The 13,757-nt window shown below is 67.6% G+C and carries 16 protein-coding genes (1 of these 16 cut by a window edge); 9 read left to right on the forward strand and 7 right to left on the reverse strand.

Features of this window, described 5'->3' with window-relative positions; genetic code table 11:
* Positions 1 to 545, forward strand: partial view of an SDR family oxidoreductase gene (locus tag G432_RS10100; RefSeq protein ID WP_015458721.1) — the 3' portion only. The gene continues 187 nt to the left of window position 1, outside the view; only the last 545 of its 732 coding nucleotides appear in the window; its start codon lies beyond the left edge, outside the window; the stop codon is at positions 543 to 545.
* 13 nt (positions 546 to 558) lie between these two features.
* Here the strand turns inward: G432_RS10100 and pdeM are convergent, their stop codons facing one another.
* Together pdeM and G432_RS10110 are read right to left on the reverse strand one after the other, a co-directional pair.
* Positions 559 to 1,221 carry a ligase-associated DNA damage response endonuclease PdeM gene (gene pdeM, locus G432_RS10105; RefSeq protein WP_015458722.1) on the reverse strand — a complete coding sequence of 221 codons (663 nt, stop codon included), beginning with the start codon at positions 1,219 to 1,221 and terminating at the stop codon, positions 559 to 561.
* Between the two features lie 34 nt (positions 1,222 to 1,255).
* Positions 1,256 to 1,969, reverse strand: a complete 714-nt coding sequence (locus G432_RS10110) for a dienelactone hydrolase family protein (RefSeq protein ID WP_015458723.1) — start codon at positions 1,967 to 1,969, stop codon at positions 1,256 to 1,258.
* Positions 1,970 to 2,186: 217 nt separating this feature from the next.
* Here G432_RS10110 and gpmA point away from each other — a divergent pair, with 217 nt between their 5' ends.
* The 7 genes from gpmA to G432_RS10145 all read left to right on the forward strand — a co-directional run bounded on the left by gpmA (position 2,187) and on the right by G432_RS10145 (position 7,920).
* Complete coding sequence (gene gpmA, locus G432_RS10115; RefSeq protein WP_015458724.1) at positions 2,187 to 2,873, forward strand: 2,3-diphosphoglycerate-dependent phosphoglycerate mutase; 687 nt, start codon at positions 2,187 to 2,189, stop codon at positions 2,871 to 2,873.
* A 97-nt stretch (positions 2,874 to 2,970) separates the two neighbouring features.
* Positions 2,971 to 3,459: a 5-(carboxyamino)imidazole ribonucleotide mutase gene (gene purE, locus G432_RS10120; protein WP_015458725.1), complete on the forward strand. Its 489-nt coding sequence runs from the start codon at positions 2,971 to 2,973 to the stop codon at positions 3,457 to 3,459.
* Positions 3,460 to 3,468: 9 nt separating this feature from the next.
* A complete protein-coding gene (locus G432_RS10125; RefSeq protein ID WP_015458726.1) occupies positions 3,469 to 4,533 on the forward strand; it encodes a 5-(carboxyamino)imidazole ribonucleotide synthase in 1,065 nt (354 codons plus the stop codon).
* 47 nt (positions 4,534 to 4,580) lie between these two features.
* Positions 4,581 to 4,898: a hypothetical protein gene (locus G432_RS10130; RefSeq protein ID WP_041865321.1), complete on the forward strand. Its 318-nt coding sequence runs from the start codon at positions 4,581 to 4,583 to the stop codon at positions 4,896 to 4,898.
* A 102-nt stretch (positions 4,899 to 5,000) separates the two neighbouring features.
* Entirely contained in the window at positions 5,001 to 6,200 is a 1,200-nt protein-coding gene (sucC, locus tag G432_RS10135; protein WP_015458728.1) for an ADP-forming succinate--CoA ligase subunit beta, read from the forward strand.
* 44 nt (positions 6,201 to 6,244) lie between these two features.
* The gene (locus G432_RS10140) at positions 6,245 to 6,994 is read left to right on the forward strand and encodes an electron transfer flavoprotein subunit beta/FixA family protein (RefSeq protein WP_015458729.1); all 750 of its coding nucleotides are present in this window, start codon (positions 6,245 to 6,247) and stop codon (positions 6,992 to 6,994) included.
* Positions 6,991 to 7,920 carry an electron transfer flavoprotein subunit alpha/FixB family protein gene (locus tag G432_RS10145; RefSeq protein ID WP_015458730.1) on the forward strand — a complete coding sequence of 310 codons (930 nt, stop codon included), beginning with the start codon at positions 6,991 to 6,993 and terminating at the stop codon, positions 7,918 to 7,920. Before G432_RS10140 ends, G432_RS10145 begins: the two co-directional genes overlap by 4 nt.
* A gap of 81 nt (positions 7,921 to 8,001) precedes the next feature.
* Here the strand turns inward: G432_RS10145 and G432_RS10150 are convergent, their stop codons facing one another.
* From G432_RS10150 to uvrB, 5 genes are all read right to left on the reverse strand, one after another.
* On the reverse strand, positions 8,002 to 8,331 hold the full coding sequence (locus G432_RS10150; RefSeq protein WP_015458731.1) for a PilZ domain-containing protein: 330 nt from the start codon (positions 8,329 to 8,331) through the stop codon (positions 8,002 to 8,004).
* A 53-nt stretch (positions 8,332 to 8,384) separates the two neighbouring features.
* Positions 8,385 to 9,551: a Na+/H+ antiporter NhaA gene (nhaA, locus tag G432_RS10155; RefSeq protein ID WP_015458732.1), complete on the reverse strand. Its 1,167-nt coding sequence runs from the start codon at positions 9,549 to 9,551 to the stop codon at positions 8,385 to 8,387.
* 122 nt (positions 9,552 to 9,673) lie between these two features.
* On the reverse strand, positions 9,674 to 9,958 hold the full coding sequence (locus G432_RS10160; protein WP_015458733.1) for a hypothetical protein: 285 nt from the start codon (positions 9,956 to 9,958) through the stop codon (positions 9,674 to 9,676).
* A 104-nt stretch (positions 9,959 to 10,062) separates the two neighbouring features.
* Positions 10,063 to 10,620 (reverse strand): hypothetical protein, encoded by a 558-nt coding sequence (locus G432_RS10165; RefSeq protein ID WP_015458734.1) that lies wholly within the window; start codon positions 10,618 to 10,620, stop codon positions 10,063 to 10,065.
* 210 nt (positions 10,621 to 10,830) lie between these two features.
* Positions 10,831 to 13,026: an excinuclease ABC subunit UvrB gene (gene uvrB, locus G432_RS10170; protein ID WP_015458735.1), complete on the reverse strand. Its 2,196-nt coding sequence runs from the start codon at positions 13,024 to 13,026 to the stop codon at positions 10,831 to 10,833.
* Between uvrB and G432_RS10175 the strand changes: the two genes are divergently transcribed.
* Positions 12,964 to 13,638, forward strand: a complete 675-nt coding sequence (locus tag G432_RS10175) for a DUF3617 domain-containing protein (protein ID WP_236626753.1) — start codon at positions 12,964 to 12,966, stop codon at positions 13,636 to 13,638. The two genes, uvrB and G432_RS10175, sit on opposite strands and share 63 nt — an antisense overlap.
* Positions 13,639 to 13,757: the final 119 nt, after the last annotated feature.

The following is a 13,757-nucleotide window of genomic DNA, read 5'->3' on the forward strand; positions in this document are numbered from 1 at the left end:
ACGTCACCGATCGCGCCAGCATGGAGGCCTTCGTCGCCACCGCTCTGGAGAAGCACGGCCGTGTCGACGTGCTCGTCAACAATGCCGGCCTGATGCCGCTTTCGCCGATCGCCGCGCTGAAGGTCGACGAATGGGACCGGATGGTGGACGTGAACATCAAGGGCGTGCTGAACGGCATCGCCGCGGCCCTGCCGCGGATGAAGGCCCAGGGCAGCGGCCATTTCGTCAACATCTCCTCGATCGCCGGCCACCGGGTGATGGAGACGGGCGCCGTCTATTCGGCGACCAAATATGCGGTGCGTGCGCTTTCGGAAGGGTTGCGGCTGGAAAATCAGGATATCCGCGTCACCGTGGTCTCGCCGGGCGTGACCGAATCCGAGCTGGCCGGCACCATCACCCATGCCGACACCCGGACGATGATCGAACGCTATCGCGAGACCGCCATCCCGGCCGATGCGATCGCCCGCGCCATCGCCTTTGCCATCGAGCAGCCCGGCGATGTCGATGTGAACGAGATCGTCGTCCGCCCCACCGCGGCGCGCTGAGCGCCGGTGGCGCTCAGGCCGCGAGCGGGAAGCGGAGCATCCGATCGGCGAGCGGCACCCAGGCCTGGGCGGGGCCGCCGACCGCGCGGAGGATTTCGGGATGGCCGGCATCGAGCCCGCCGGTGAGCGCGCCGAAGGCCGGCAGGATCAGCTTGGTGGCGCTGGCGACGAAGCAGCGGCGGGCCACCTGCCGGCCGCGCATCGAAACGCGCAGCTTCGGGTGATAATGGCCCGACAGCTCCGGCCGGGGATCGGCGGGGTCGGCTTCGTGGCGGAGCAGCAGGCCCTCCACCTCGGCTTCCGCCGTCACCGCCCCGCCGCAGCGATCGACCATGCCGGCATCGTGATTGCCGGTGATCCAGGTCCAGCACATCGCGCCCGCCATCCGGCGGAGCAGCGCCTCCGCCGGCGCAGGCAGCCGGTCGCAGCCGGCGGAATCGTGAAAGCTGTCCCCCAGGCACCATATCTCCGCCGCATCCACATCGCGCGCGATGCGATCGAGATCGGTGAGGGTGGCCATGGAATCATAAGGCGGCAGCATCTGCCCGCCGGCGGCGAACCAGCTCGCTTTTTCGAGATGGAGATCGGCGACGAGCAGCGCGCGCCGGCCCGGCAGGAACAGGGCGCCGTGCGGCAGCGCGGCCAGATCGACTCCACAGAACGAAAAGCGAACCATGGGAGGCGCTATAAGGCGAGCCCCCCGCCCCGCGCTACCCCCACAATTCGCCGAGGAAGTTGCCGAACGCCTGCCAGGAGCGGCGATCGGCATCGGGCTGGTAGGCAAGGCCAGGCCCGCTCGCCTCGGGCGAGGTGAAGGCATGGCCGGTGTGGCCATAGGCATGGATCTGCCAGTCGGCCCCGGCGGCCGTCAGCTCCCGCGCGAGCGCGACGGTCGCCTCCGGCGGGCAGAGCGGGTCGTCCCAGCCGTGGAACACGATCAGCCGGGCGCGGATCGGATCGGCATTGGCGAAGGGCGGCGGATCATAGACGCCGTGGAAGCTCGCCACCCCGTCCACGTCCGCGCCCGAGCGGGCGAGATCGAGCACGCACTTGCCGCCGAAGCAGAAGCCGATCGCGGCGACGCGCGCGGCGTCGGTTTCGGGCTGGGCGCGGATCGCCGCCAGCGACGCGAGCAGGCGGCCCTGCAATATCCTCCGGTCGCCGCCGGCTTCCTGCATCAGCGCGAAGGCGGATTCCCGGTCCGCCGGCCGCCTGCCCTTGCCATAGACGTCGGCGGCGAAGGCGACATAGCCTTGCGCCGCCAGCGCCTTGCCACGTTCGATGTCGAAGGCCTTGAGCCCCATGACATTGGGGAAGACCAGCACGCCGGGGCGCGGGCCGGAAACGGCATCATCCCATATATAGACGCCTTCGAACGGGCCGCCGGGGCCGTCATGCTCGACGGGTCGGGTCTGGATCGTCATGGGGCCTTCCTCCGGCAGGGCGGGTTCGTCCGCGTTCCTAGAGCCTTTTCGAAGCAGGTGGAATCTCCCATGGCGCGGAAGGGCGCACCGGGCGGGCCGTTCGGCGCCGACGGCCCGGAAAGTGCGCCCGCCCCGACGGCAATCGTGCCGAGACACGTTGCGCCCGCCGCACGAGCCGCTAGTTAGCGGCCCGAATCGTCAAAATCCGGGAGCCGCCATGCCCACGCTCGTTCTGATCCGCCACGGCCAGTCCGCCTGGAACCTCGAAAACCGCTTCACCGGCTGGTGGGACGTGACGCTGACCGAGCAGGGAATCGCCGAGGCCAAGGCCGCCGGCGAGCTGATGGCCGCCAAGGGCCTGGATTTCGACATCGCCTTCACCAGCCTGCAGACCCGCGCGATCAAGACGCTGAACATCGCCCTGGAGGCGATGGGCCGGCTGTGGCTGCCGGTGGAGAAGGACTGGCGGCTGAACGAGCGCCATTATGGCGGGCTGACCGGCCTCAACAAGGCGGAGACCGCCGCCAAGCATGGCGATGCGCAGGTGAAGATCTGGCGCCGCTCGTTCGATGTGCCGCCACCGCCGCTGGAAGCCGGCAGCGAATGGGATCTTTCCGGCGATCGCCGCTATGCCGGCATCGCCATCCCCAATACCGAAAGCCTGAAGGACACGATCGCCCGCGTGCTGCCTTATTGGGAACAGCGGATCGCGCCCGCGCTGCGTTCCGGCCAGCGGGTCGTGATCTCCGCGCACGGCAATTCGCTGCGCGCGCTGGTGAAGCATCTGTCGCACATCCCGGATGACGAGATCACCGAGCTGGAGATCCCGACCGGGCAGCCGATCGTCTACGAGCTTGCCGACGATCTTTCCGCGAGGGACCGTTACTATCTGTCCGAACGCTGAGGTGGCGCCCGCCGGCGCCGGCGGGCCGCAGACCCAGTTGCATCTAGCGCGCCGCGCCGTCCCGCATTAAGGACCGCGCTTTGCCGGGGGAACGAGAATGGCCGATGCCGGGCCGCTGATCGGGATCATCATGGGCTCCCGCTCCGACTGGGAGACGATGCGCCATGCCGCCGAGACGCTCGACGCGCTCGGCATCGCGCACGAATGCAAGGTCGTTTCCGCGCACCGCACGCCCGAGCGGCTTTATGATTATGCAAAGTCCGCCGCCGGGCGCGGCCTGCGCGTGGTGATCGCGGGTGCCGGCGGCGCCGCCCACTTGCCGGGCATGGCCGCATCGATGACGCGCCTGCCCGTGCTGGGCGTGCCCGTGGAATCCAAGGCGCTGAGCGGCATGGACAGCCTGCTTTCCATCGTCCAGATGCCGGCGGGCATCCCGGTGGGCACGCTGGCCATCGGCCGGGCCGGCGCGGTCAACGCCGCCCTGCTCGCCGCCGCGATCCTCGCCACCACCGACGAGGCGCTGGCCGCCCGGCTGGACGCCTGGCGCGCGCGGCAGACCGCCGACGTCGCCGAAACGCCGGAGTAAGGGCTGAGAATGATCGTTCCCCCCGGTTCGCGCATCGGCATCATCGGCGGCGGCCAGCTGGGCCGCATGCTGGCCCTGGCGGCGGCGCGACTCGGCTATCGCTGCCATATCTACGCGCCCGAGCCGAGCGGACCGGCCGCCGACGTTTCGGCAAGCTGGACGCAGGGCGCCTATGAGGATGCCGATGCGCTGGCCACCTTCGCCGCCACCGTCGACGTCCTGACCTACGAGTTCGAGAATGTGCCCGTGGCGCCGGTGAAGCTGCTGGCATCGCGCCTCCACCCCAATCCGATCGCGCTGGAAGTGGCGCAGGACCGGCTGGCCGAGAAGGATTTCGTCGCCGGGCTCAACCTGCGGCCAGCGCCCTATCGCGCGGTGGACGATCTGGAGGGCTTGCGCGCCGCGATCGCCGATCTCGGCGCGTCCGCGATCCTCAAGACGCGCCGCTTCGGCTATGACGGCAAGGGCCAGGCGCGCATCGCCTCCCCCGCCGATGCCGAGGCCGCCTGGGCGGCGATCGGCAGCCGGCCGGCGGTGCTGGAGGGATTCGTCCGCTTCGACCGGGAATTCTCGATCATCGCCGTGCGCGGCATCGATGGCGCCTTCGCCACCTGGGACGCACCGGACAATGTCCACGAAAACGGCATCCTCGCCCTTTCCACCGTGCCCGCCGGGCCGCTGGTGCAGGCGCAGGTGGAGGAAGCCGTGGCGATGACCCGGCGAGTCGCCGAGGCGCTGGATTATGTCGGCGTGCTCGCGGTGGAATATTTCGCCACCGCCGGCGGGCCGGTGTTCAACGAGATGGCGCCCCGCGTCCACAATAGCGGCCACTGGACGATCGAGGGGGCGGTGACCTGCCAGTTCGAAAACCATATCCGCGCGATCTGCGGCCTGCCGCTCGGCTCCACCGCGCTCGCCGCGCCGCGAGTCGAAATGCGCAACCTGATCGGCGCCGAAGCGGACGACTGGCCCGCGATTCTCGCCGATCCGACCGCCCATCTCCACCTCTACGGCAAGGGGGCGCCGCGCCCCGGGCGCAAGATGGGCCATGTCACCCGGCTGCTCGCCGGCTGATTCCCGCTCAGCTCCGATTCATCGGTTCGGACAAAATAAGCATGGCCATGAAGACATATTTCCCCGTGATCGCCGGCGCGCTCGCACTTGCCGGCTGCGCCTCCACCTCGCCCGAGGCCCGGGTGCGGGCATCGCTGATCGACGCCGGGATCGCCCCGCCGATCGCCGGCTGCATGGCGGAACGCATGGTCGACAGGCTTTCGATAACCCAGCTCAAACGCTTGCAGTCGCTGGCGAAGATGCCCGATCGCGATATCGGATCGATGACCATCGACCAGTTCCTCCACCACCTGCGCGCATTGAAGGACCCGGAGATATTCGCCGTGGTCAGCCGGGCAGGCATAGGCTGCGCCATAGCCGGCTGACCGGCCCATCTTTGCGCCGGATGCCGCGCGTGCGGGCTTTCATTCGCGACACTTTCATGCTTTAGCCCGGCGGATTTTGAACCGGAGCAGGCTGGGAGCGTCATGAACATCCACGAATATCAGGCCAAGGAACTGCTGGCGAAGTTCGGCGTCGCGATTCCCGCGGGGCACGCCGCCCTGACGGTCGACGAAGCGGTCGCCGCCGCCGGCAAGCTCCCCGGACCGCTTTATGTGGTGAAGGCCCAGATCCACGCGGGCGGCCGCGGCAAGGGCAAGTTCAAGGAACTGCCGGCCGACGCCAAGGGCGGCGTGCGCCTTTCCAAGACCCTGGACGAAGTGCGCGCCAATGCCGCCGACATGCTGGGCAACACCCTCGTCACCATCCAGACGGGCGAAGCCGGCAAGCAGGTGAACCGCCTCTACATCACCGACGGCGCGGACATCGCCAAGGAATATTACCTCTCCATGCTGGTCGATCGTAAGACCGGCCGGATCGCCATGATCGTCTCCACCGAAGGCGGCATGGACATCGAGGAAGTGGCGCACAGCACGCCCGAGAAGATTCGCACCATCACCATCGACCCGGCCGAAGGCTTCCAGCCGCACCATGGCCGCGCCGTGGCCTTCGCGCTTCAGCTCAAGGGCGATCTCAACAAGCAGGCCGTGAAGCTCGCCGGCCAGCTCTACGAGGCGTTCACCGCCACCGACATGGCGATGCTCGAGATCAACCCGCTGATCGAGACGACCGACGGCAAGCTGCTGGTGCTCGACGCCAAGGTGAGCTTCGACTCGAACGCCCTCTTCCGCCACCCGGACATCCTGGCGCTGCGCGACGAGACCGAGGAGGATCCCGCCGAGGTCGAAGCGTCGAAGTATGACCTCGCCTACATCAAGCTGGACGGCAATATCGGCTGCATGGTCAACGGCGCCGGCCTCGCCATGGCGACGATGGACATCATCAAGCTCAATGGCGCCTTCCCGGCCAACTTCCTCGACGTGGGCGGCGGCGCCAGCAAGGAGAAGGTGACGGAAGCCTTCAAGCTGATCCTCAGCGATCCGGCGGTGGAAGGCATCCTCGTCAACATCTTCGGCGGCATCATGCGCTGCGACATCATCGCCGAGGGCATCGTCGCGGCCGCCAAGGAAGTGAATCTTTCGGTTCCGCTGGTCGTCCGCCTCGAAGGCACCAACGTCCAGCAGGGCAAGGACATCCTCGCCAATAGCGGCCTGCCGATCGTGGCCGCCGACGATCTGGGCGACGCCGCCAAGAAGATCGTGGCGCAGGTGAAGAAGGCCGCCTGATCGCTCCTCCCCAGGGAAGATCGGAAGGCTCAAGGAGACAGCTCATGAAGCTATTGGTGCCCGTGAAGCGGGTGATCGATTATAATGTGAAGCCGCGGGTGAAGATGGACGGGACCGGCGTCGATCTGGCCAACGTCAAGATGTCGATGAACCCGTTCGACGAGATCGCGGTCGAGGAAGCCATCCGTCTGAAGGAAAAGGGCGTGGCGACCGAGATCGTCGCGGTTTCGATCGGCGAGGCGAAGGCGCAGGAAACCCTGCGCACGGCGCTGGCGATGGGCGCGGATCGCGCGATCCTGGTGGTGGCCGAGGGTGAGGTGGAGCCGCTGGCGGTCGCCAAGATCCTGAAGGCGATCGTCGACGAGGAACAGCCCGGCCTGGTGATCCTGGGCAAGCAGGCGATCGACGACGATTCCAACCAGACCGGCCAGATGCTGGCGGCGCTGACCGGCCGGCCGCAGGGCACCTTCGCCAGCGCCGTCACCGTCGAAGGCGACAGCGTGAAGGTGACCCGCGAGGTGGACGGCGGCCTCGAGACCGTGAGCCTCAAGGCCCCGGCGATCGTCACCACCGATCTCCGCCTGAACGAGCCGCGCTACGCCTCGCTGCCGAACATCATGAAGGCCAAGTCCAAGCCGCTCGCGCAGAAGACCCCGGCCGATTACGGCGTGGACACCAGCCCGCGCCTCAAGACCCTCAACGTCTCCGAGCCGCCCAAGCGGACGGCGGGCGTGAAGGTTGCGGATGTTGACGAGCTTGTCGCCAAGCTCAAGGCGCTGGGAGTTGCGGCATGACCGTTCTGGTTCTGGTCGAACATGACAATGCGTCCGTGAAGGATGCGACGCTCGCCGCCGTCACCGCGGCGGGCAAGCTGGGCGAGGTCCACGCGCTGGTCGCGGGTTCAGGCGCGCAGGCCGCGGCCGATGCCGCCGCCAAGATCGCCGGCGTTTCCAAGGTGCTGCTGGCGGACGACGCGGCCTATGCCCATGCCCTGCCGGAAAATGTGGCGCCGCTAGTCGTGGACCTGATGGCGAATTACGATGCGTTCGTGGCGCCCGCCACGTCGAACGGCAAGAATATCGCGCCGCGCGTCGCCGCCCTGCTGGACGTGATGCAGATCTCCGACATCCTGTCGGTGGAATCGGCCGATACGTTCACCCGGCCGATCTATGCCGGCAACGCGATCGCCAAGGTGCAGTCGTCGGATGCCAAGAAGGTGATCACGGTGCGCGGCACCGCCTTCGAGAAGGCGGCGCGCGAGGGCGGATCGGCAGCCGTGGAAGCGGTGGCCGGCAAGGGCGATTCGGGGCTGTCGAGCTTCGTCGGCGCGGAAATCTCCAAGTCCGAGCGGCCGGAGCTGACGTCGGCCAAGATCATCGTCTCGGGCGGCCGCGCGCTGCAGAACAGCGAGAATTTCCACACGATCATCGAGCCGCTCGCCGACAAGCTGGGCGCGGCCGTGGGCGCGAGCCGCGCGGCGGTGGACGCGGGCTATGTGCCCAACGACTATCAGGTCGGCCAGACCGGCAAGATCGTCGCCCCGGAAGTCTATATCGCGGTCGGCATCTCGGGCGCGATCCAGCACCTCGCCGGCATGAAGGATTCCAAGACCATCATCGCCATCAACAAGGACGAGGACGCCCCCATCTTCCAGGTGGCGGACATCGGCCTGGTCGGCGACCTGTTCAAGGTCGTGCCGGAACTGACCGACAAGCTCTGAGCCTTCGGCCTCGTTAAAATGCGAAGGGCGGCCCGCGACGGCCGCCCTTTTGCTGTCCGGTCCCGGCCACCGGAGCCGGAATCAGTGGAGATTGGGCGCCTCGGCTACGATCCGCACCAGCATTTCGGGCGAGAGCGGCGTTTCGAACTGGCAGCCGAGCCGCTGGTCGTCGGACCAGATCACGCGCGCGGCCAGCGCCGGAAAGCCCGGCACGCGCAGCCAGATCGGCCGACCCGGCTCGACCCGCGCATAGCTGCGCGCCATGAAGCCGGCGAGCGAGATATTGGATAGCACGCAGCCGATGCCGCGCGCGCCGGCCATGCGCAGGCTGGCATTGATATCGACCGGACGGCGCGTGTCGTTGCGCGAATCTTCCGCCCGCTGTTCGTGAATCACCGCCAGTATACGCACGATCGTCCATCCGATTCCCAGGGGGAAGAACGAACGGAGGTAGCGATGGATGCTTAATTTTTTCCTTTTGCCGGCGCGAGGCGCAGCAGCGTGAAGCCGGCCAGCGCCGACAGCAGCGAGCCGCCGAGAACGCCGATCTTCACCTCGTCCATCAGCAGCGGATCGGCGAAGGCGAGGCCGCCGATGAACAGGCTCATCGTGAAGCCGATGCCGCAGAGCAGCGACACCCCATAGACCTGCAGCCAGGTCGCCCCGGCCGGGCGATCGCCGATCCGCAGCGCCACCGCCAGCCGGATGCTGGCGAAGATGCCGGCCTGTTTGCCGAGGAACAGGCCGAGCGCGATGCCGAGCGGCAGCGGCGCGAAAAGCTGCTCGGCCCCTACTCCCTTGAGCGAAACGCCGGCATTGGCGAAGCCGAACAAGGGGACGATGGCGTAGGCGACCCAGGGATGGAGGCCGTGTTCCAGCCGGTGCAGCGGCGAATCATCGGCATCGGGCGCGGCCGGCGTGACGCGCAGCGGAATCGCCATCGCCGCCAGCACGCCGGCGATCGTCGCATGCACCCCCGACGACAGCACCGCGAACCACAAGGCGGCCGCCAGCAGCAGATAGGGCCAGAGCCGCATCACCTTCAACCGGTTGAGGACGAACATCGCCGCCCACAGCATGGCGGCGGCCAGCAGCGCTGCTCCCCCGATGCTGGCGGTATAGGCGACGGCGATGATCACCACGGCCCCCATGTCGTCGACGATCGCCACGGTGGTGAGGAACAGCTTGAGCGATGTCGGCGCGCGGCTGCCGAGCAGCGCCAGCACGCCGATGGCGAAGGCGATGTCGGTGGCCGAAGGGATCGCCCATCCCCGGACCAGTGCCGGCGCCGCGCCGGTGACGGCGAGATAGACGATGGCCGGCGCGATCATGCCGCCGGCGGCCGCGACGATCGGCAGGCCGCGATTCTTCCAGGTGGAAAGATGGCCGTCGAGAAACTCGCGCTTTATCTCCAGCCCCACCAGCATGAAGAACAGCGCCATCAGCGCGTCGTTGATCCACAGATGCACCGTCATCGGCCCCAGCTTGTCGCTGAGCACCGGCCCGGTCCGGTGATGGAGCAGGTGGAAATAGGATTCGGCCAGCGGGCTGTTGGCGACGATCATCGCCAGGATCGCGGCGGCGATCAGCAGGATGCCGCCGGACGCCTCGGACCGCAGGAAATCGCGCAATGCGGAGTTCGCGCCCCGCCGGGGAAGTGGGGCTCTCGTCACTGCCGGTCCTCATCAGCCTGGAATGGATCGCGATCCAGCCTAGCCGATGATCCGGGCGAACTGAACCGCCGTGCGGCGGCTCAGGGCAGGTCGACCGGCATCTTCAGTTTGACGCCGGCCCCCCGCAGCCGCCAGCGGATGGCCGGCGGATCGGGCGCCGCGATGCGCAGCGGTTCGCCCAGCAGCCAGCGATCCCGCGCCATATCGGCCGGGCTCTGCCTTTCGACCGGCGATTTCCAGGCATCGGCAAGCAGCACCGGCATCGCCCCATGCCGGCCGGCCGCCGGCCTTTCCGGCGCGGCCGCCGCTTCGGCGGAAAGGCCGAGCGGCACGAATCCCAGGATAAGGACCGTCCTCCAGTCCATGGCACGCTCCCTTACGGCGCATGCGGGTAGAAAGCGCGGAGAGGCCCGGCGGTTCCCTTCGGCCCGGAAGGGCAGGCCCGGCGGCAACCGGGCCTGCCACGAGATCAGAAGTGGTAGATGATGCCGGCGGTCGGCCGGATGCTCTGGAAATCATAGGTGCTGGCTTCCAGCCGCAGGCGGACGCCGCTGGCGCGGGTGAGGCCGCCAAGGCCGATATCCTGCGGCCCGACCTCGACGCCCATGCCGTAGGACCAGTCGTCATCCTTGTTGCCGGGGCCGTCGGGATCGATCCACTGGCGGCCGCCCTTCACATAGATCAGCCCACTCTTGCCGGCGCGGGCGCCGAAGCGGCCATAGACGCCATATTCCCAGTCTATGCCGCTGAAGCCGCGCGCCCAATTGCCCTCGACGCCGACGAAGACCGGCCCGACCGGCACGTTGACGCCGCCGACCGCCTCGATCACCGCGCCGTCCACGCAGCCCGACGCGCCGTTGCAGTTGCGGGTAAGCGGGCCGCGATTGTCGCTGTCGAAATCATGATAGCCCGCCATCAGGCCGATATAGGGTTCCATGCCCAGCGGCAGGGAGCTGCCATCCTGGGCATATGCCGCGGCCGGCGCCAACAGGGCGGCGGCGGAGGCGATCATCAACATTTTGCGCATACTCATGATCCTTGCTGCCAAGGAGACGCGACGGTCATCCGCGCGCCGAGGACTCGCCCCCAAGCCCTCGCCCCGCACAACGCGGCGCGGTGTCATCCTGTTGCAAGATCATGGTTTTCGCCCGGAAACTGTGGCCCCAGCGCAACGCCGTGGAGACGGCAGGTGCGATTCCGGCGGCGGGCCGATCCAATGGCGGACGGAACGGAGGGCCTAGCGCCCCCGCCGGGCTGACCGTGCCGCCTTGGCCTTGCCGTAACGGGTGGTGCGGGTGCCGGGCCGGCCGCTGGAAGCATGTTCCCTGAGCGGGGCGCGATGCTCCTCGACCGGCAGGCCCAGCTCCTGCTGCTCCAGCCGGCGGATCTCGTCGCGCAGCCGGCCCGCTTCCTCGAACTCGAGATCGGCGGCCGCCTTGCGCATGCGGCCTTCCAGCTCCTCGATATAGGCGCGCAGATTATGGCCGACCATGTGCGGCCGTTCCTCGATGCCGGTATCGACCGTCACCTGGTCCTTGGACGCGAGATGGCCGACGATATCGGCGACCGCACGCTTCACGCTTTCCGGCGTGATGCCATGGGCGGTGTTGTAGGCCATCTGCTTTTCGCGGCGGCGCTGGGTTTCCGCCATGGCGCGTTCCATCGATCCGGTGATGCGATCGGCATAGAGGATCACCTTGCCGTCGGCATTGCGGGCGGCGCGGCCGATCGTCTGGATCAGCGAGGTTTCGGACCGCAGGAAACCTTCCTTGTCCGCATCGAGGATCGCCACCAGCCCGCATTCGGGGATGTCGAGCCCCTCGCGCAGCAGGTTGATGCCGACCAGCACGTCATAGACGCCCAGGCGGAGATCGCGGATCAGCTCGATACGCTCCAGCGTCTCGACGTCGGAATGCATGTAGCGGACCTTGAGCCCCGCCTCGTGCAGATATTCGGTGAGGTCCTCGGCCATCCGCTTGGTCAGCGTCGTCACCAGCGCGCGATAGCCCTGCGCCGCCACCGCCCGGCATTCGCGGACGAGATCGTCGACCTGGTCCTCGACCGGGCGCACCTCCACCGGCGGATCGATCAGCCCGGTCGGGCGGATCACCTGCTCGACGAAGACGCCGCCGGTCTGCTCCATCTCCCACGAACCCGGCGTCGCCGAGACGGATACCGTCTGCGGGCGCATCGCATCCCATTCGTTGAAGCGCAGCGGCCGGTTGTCGATGCAGCTCGGCAGGCGGAAGCCATATTCGGCCAGCGTGATCTTCCGCCGATGGTCGCCGCGCGCCATGCCGCCGACCTGCGGCACCGTCTGGTGGCTTTCATCGACGAACAGCAGCGCGTTTTCCGGCAGATATTCGAACAAAGTGGGCGGCGGCTCGCCCGGCAGGCGGCCGGTGAGGAAGCGGCTGTAATTCTCGATGCCGGCGCAGCTTCCCGTCGCGGCGATCATCTCCAGATCGAAATTGGTGCGCTGCTCCAGCCGCTGGGCCTCCAGCAGCTTGCCCTCGGCCTGCAGCTCCTTCAGCCGCTCGGCCAGCTCATGCCGGATCGCCTCGCTCGCCTGCTTCAGGGTCGGCCCCGGCGTCACATAATGGCTGTTGGCATAGACGCGGATATGATCGAGCGAGGCCGCCTTCTTGCCGGTCAGCGGATCGAACTCGACGATCTCCTCGATCTCGTCGCCGAAGAAGGCGATGCGCCAGGCCGAATCCTCATAGTGCGAGGGGAAGATTTCCAGATTGTCGCCGCGCACGCGGAAGGTGCCGCGGGTGAAGGCCTGGTCGTTGCGCTTATATTGCAGCGCCACCAGCTTGCGGATGATCTCCCGCTGGTCGACCGTCTGGCCCTTCTTCAGGTCGAAGATCATCGCCGAATAGGTTTCGACCGATCCGATGCCGTAGAGGCAGGAGACCGAGGCGACGATCAGCACGTCGTCGCGCTCCAGCAGCGATCGGGTGGCCGAATGGCGCATCCGGTCGATCGCCTCGTTGATCGACGATTCCTTCTCTATGTAGGTGTCGGTGCGCGGCACATAGGCTTCGGGCTGGTAATAGTCGTAATAGCTGACGAAGAACTCAACCGCGTTGTCCGGAAAGAAGCTCTTGAATTCGCCATATAATTGCGCGGCCAGGATCTTGTTGGGCGCCAGCACCAGCGCCGGGCGCTGCAGCGCCTCCACCACCTTGGCCATGGTGAAGGTCTTGCCCGATCCGGTGACGCCCAGCAGCACCTGATCGCGCTCGCCCGCCCTCGCCTGCTCCACCAGCTCCGCGATCGCGGCCGGCTGGTCGCCCGCGGGCTGGTAGTCCGAAACGAGCTTGAACGGCTTGCCGCCTTCCGCCTTGGGCGGCCGCTCGGGCCGGTGGGGGACGAAGCCTTCGCCGGTTTCCGGCTCGGCAAGGCTGGTGCGAATCTGGATTGCCATCGGGTGCGAATATGGGATGTTGCCAACCTGTTCGCAATCAGGCGGGCATTCGCAAAGGGGGCCCGGATGAAAATCGCCTATCTGCTGGTGCCGGCGCTGCTTGCCACCGCCGCCTGCGGCAAGAGCGGAACCGGCAACGAAACCGCCGGAACCGCGCCTGCCGCCACGGCTACGGCACCGTCCGGCGGAACCGTGAAGCTGAAGCCCGGCGCCTGGAACGGCACGTCCGAGCTGATATCCATGGAGATGCCGGGCGTGGACCCGGCGCTGCTGAAGAACGGCATCGGCCGGAAGACCGAGTTCCACAATTGCGTGACGCCCGAGCAGGCGGAGCGGCCGCCCGCCGATTTCTTCGCACATCCCGACGTGAAAAATGGAAACTGCACGTCGGAAAAATTCGACATGGCCGGCGGGAAAATCGACGCCGTGGTCGTCTGCGGCGCGCGCGAAGGGCAAGGCGAGCCGCTGCGGATGGAGATGTCGGGCACGTATGCGGCCGATTCCTACGACATGACCGTGCGGATGACGAGCCAGGGCGGCCCCGGCAGCAAGGGCATGACGATGGTGGCGCGTTCGTCCGGCCGGCATGTGGGCGACAGCTGCGAGGGTTGACGCTGGGCTGGCGGATCGTAGGATCGGTGTGCGGTGCACCATCCGCACCGCCGGACAAGCCCCGGCCCGCCTCGATCGAGGCCGATCCTGCTGAGTAGCGAGAAAGCCGATGCCTTTGC

This window comes from Sphingomonas sp. MM-1, from assembly GCF_000347675.2.
Taxonomy (GTDB): domain Bacteria; phylum Pseudomonadota; class Alphaproteobacteria; order Sphingomonadales; family Sphingomonadaceae; genus Sphingomonas_E; species Sphingomonas_E fennica.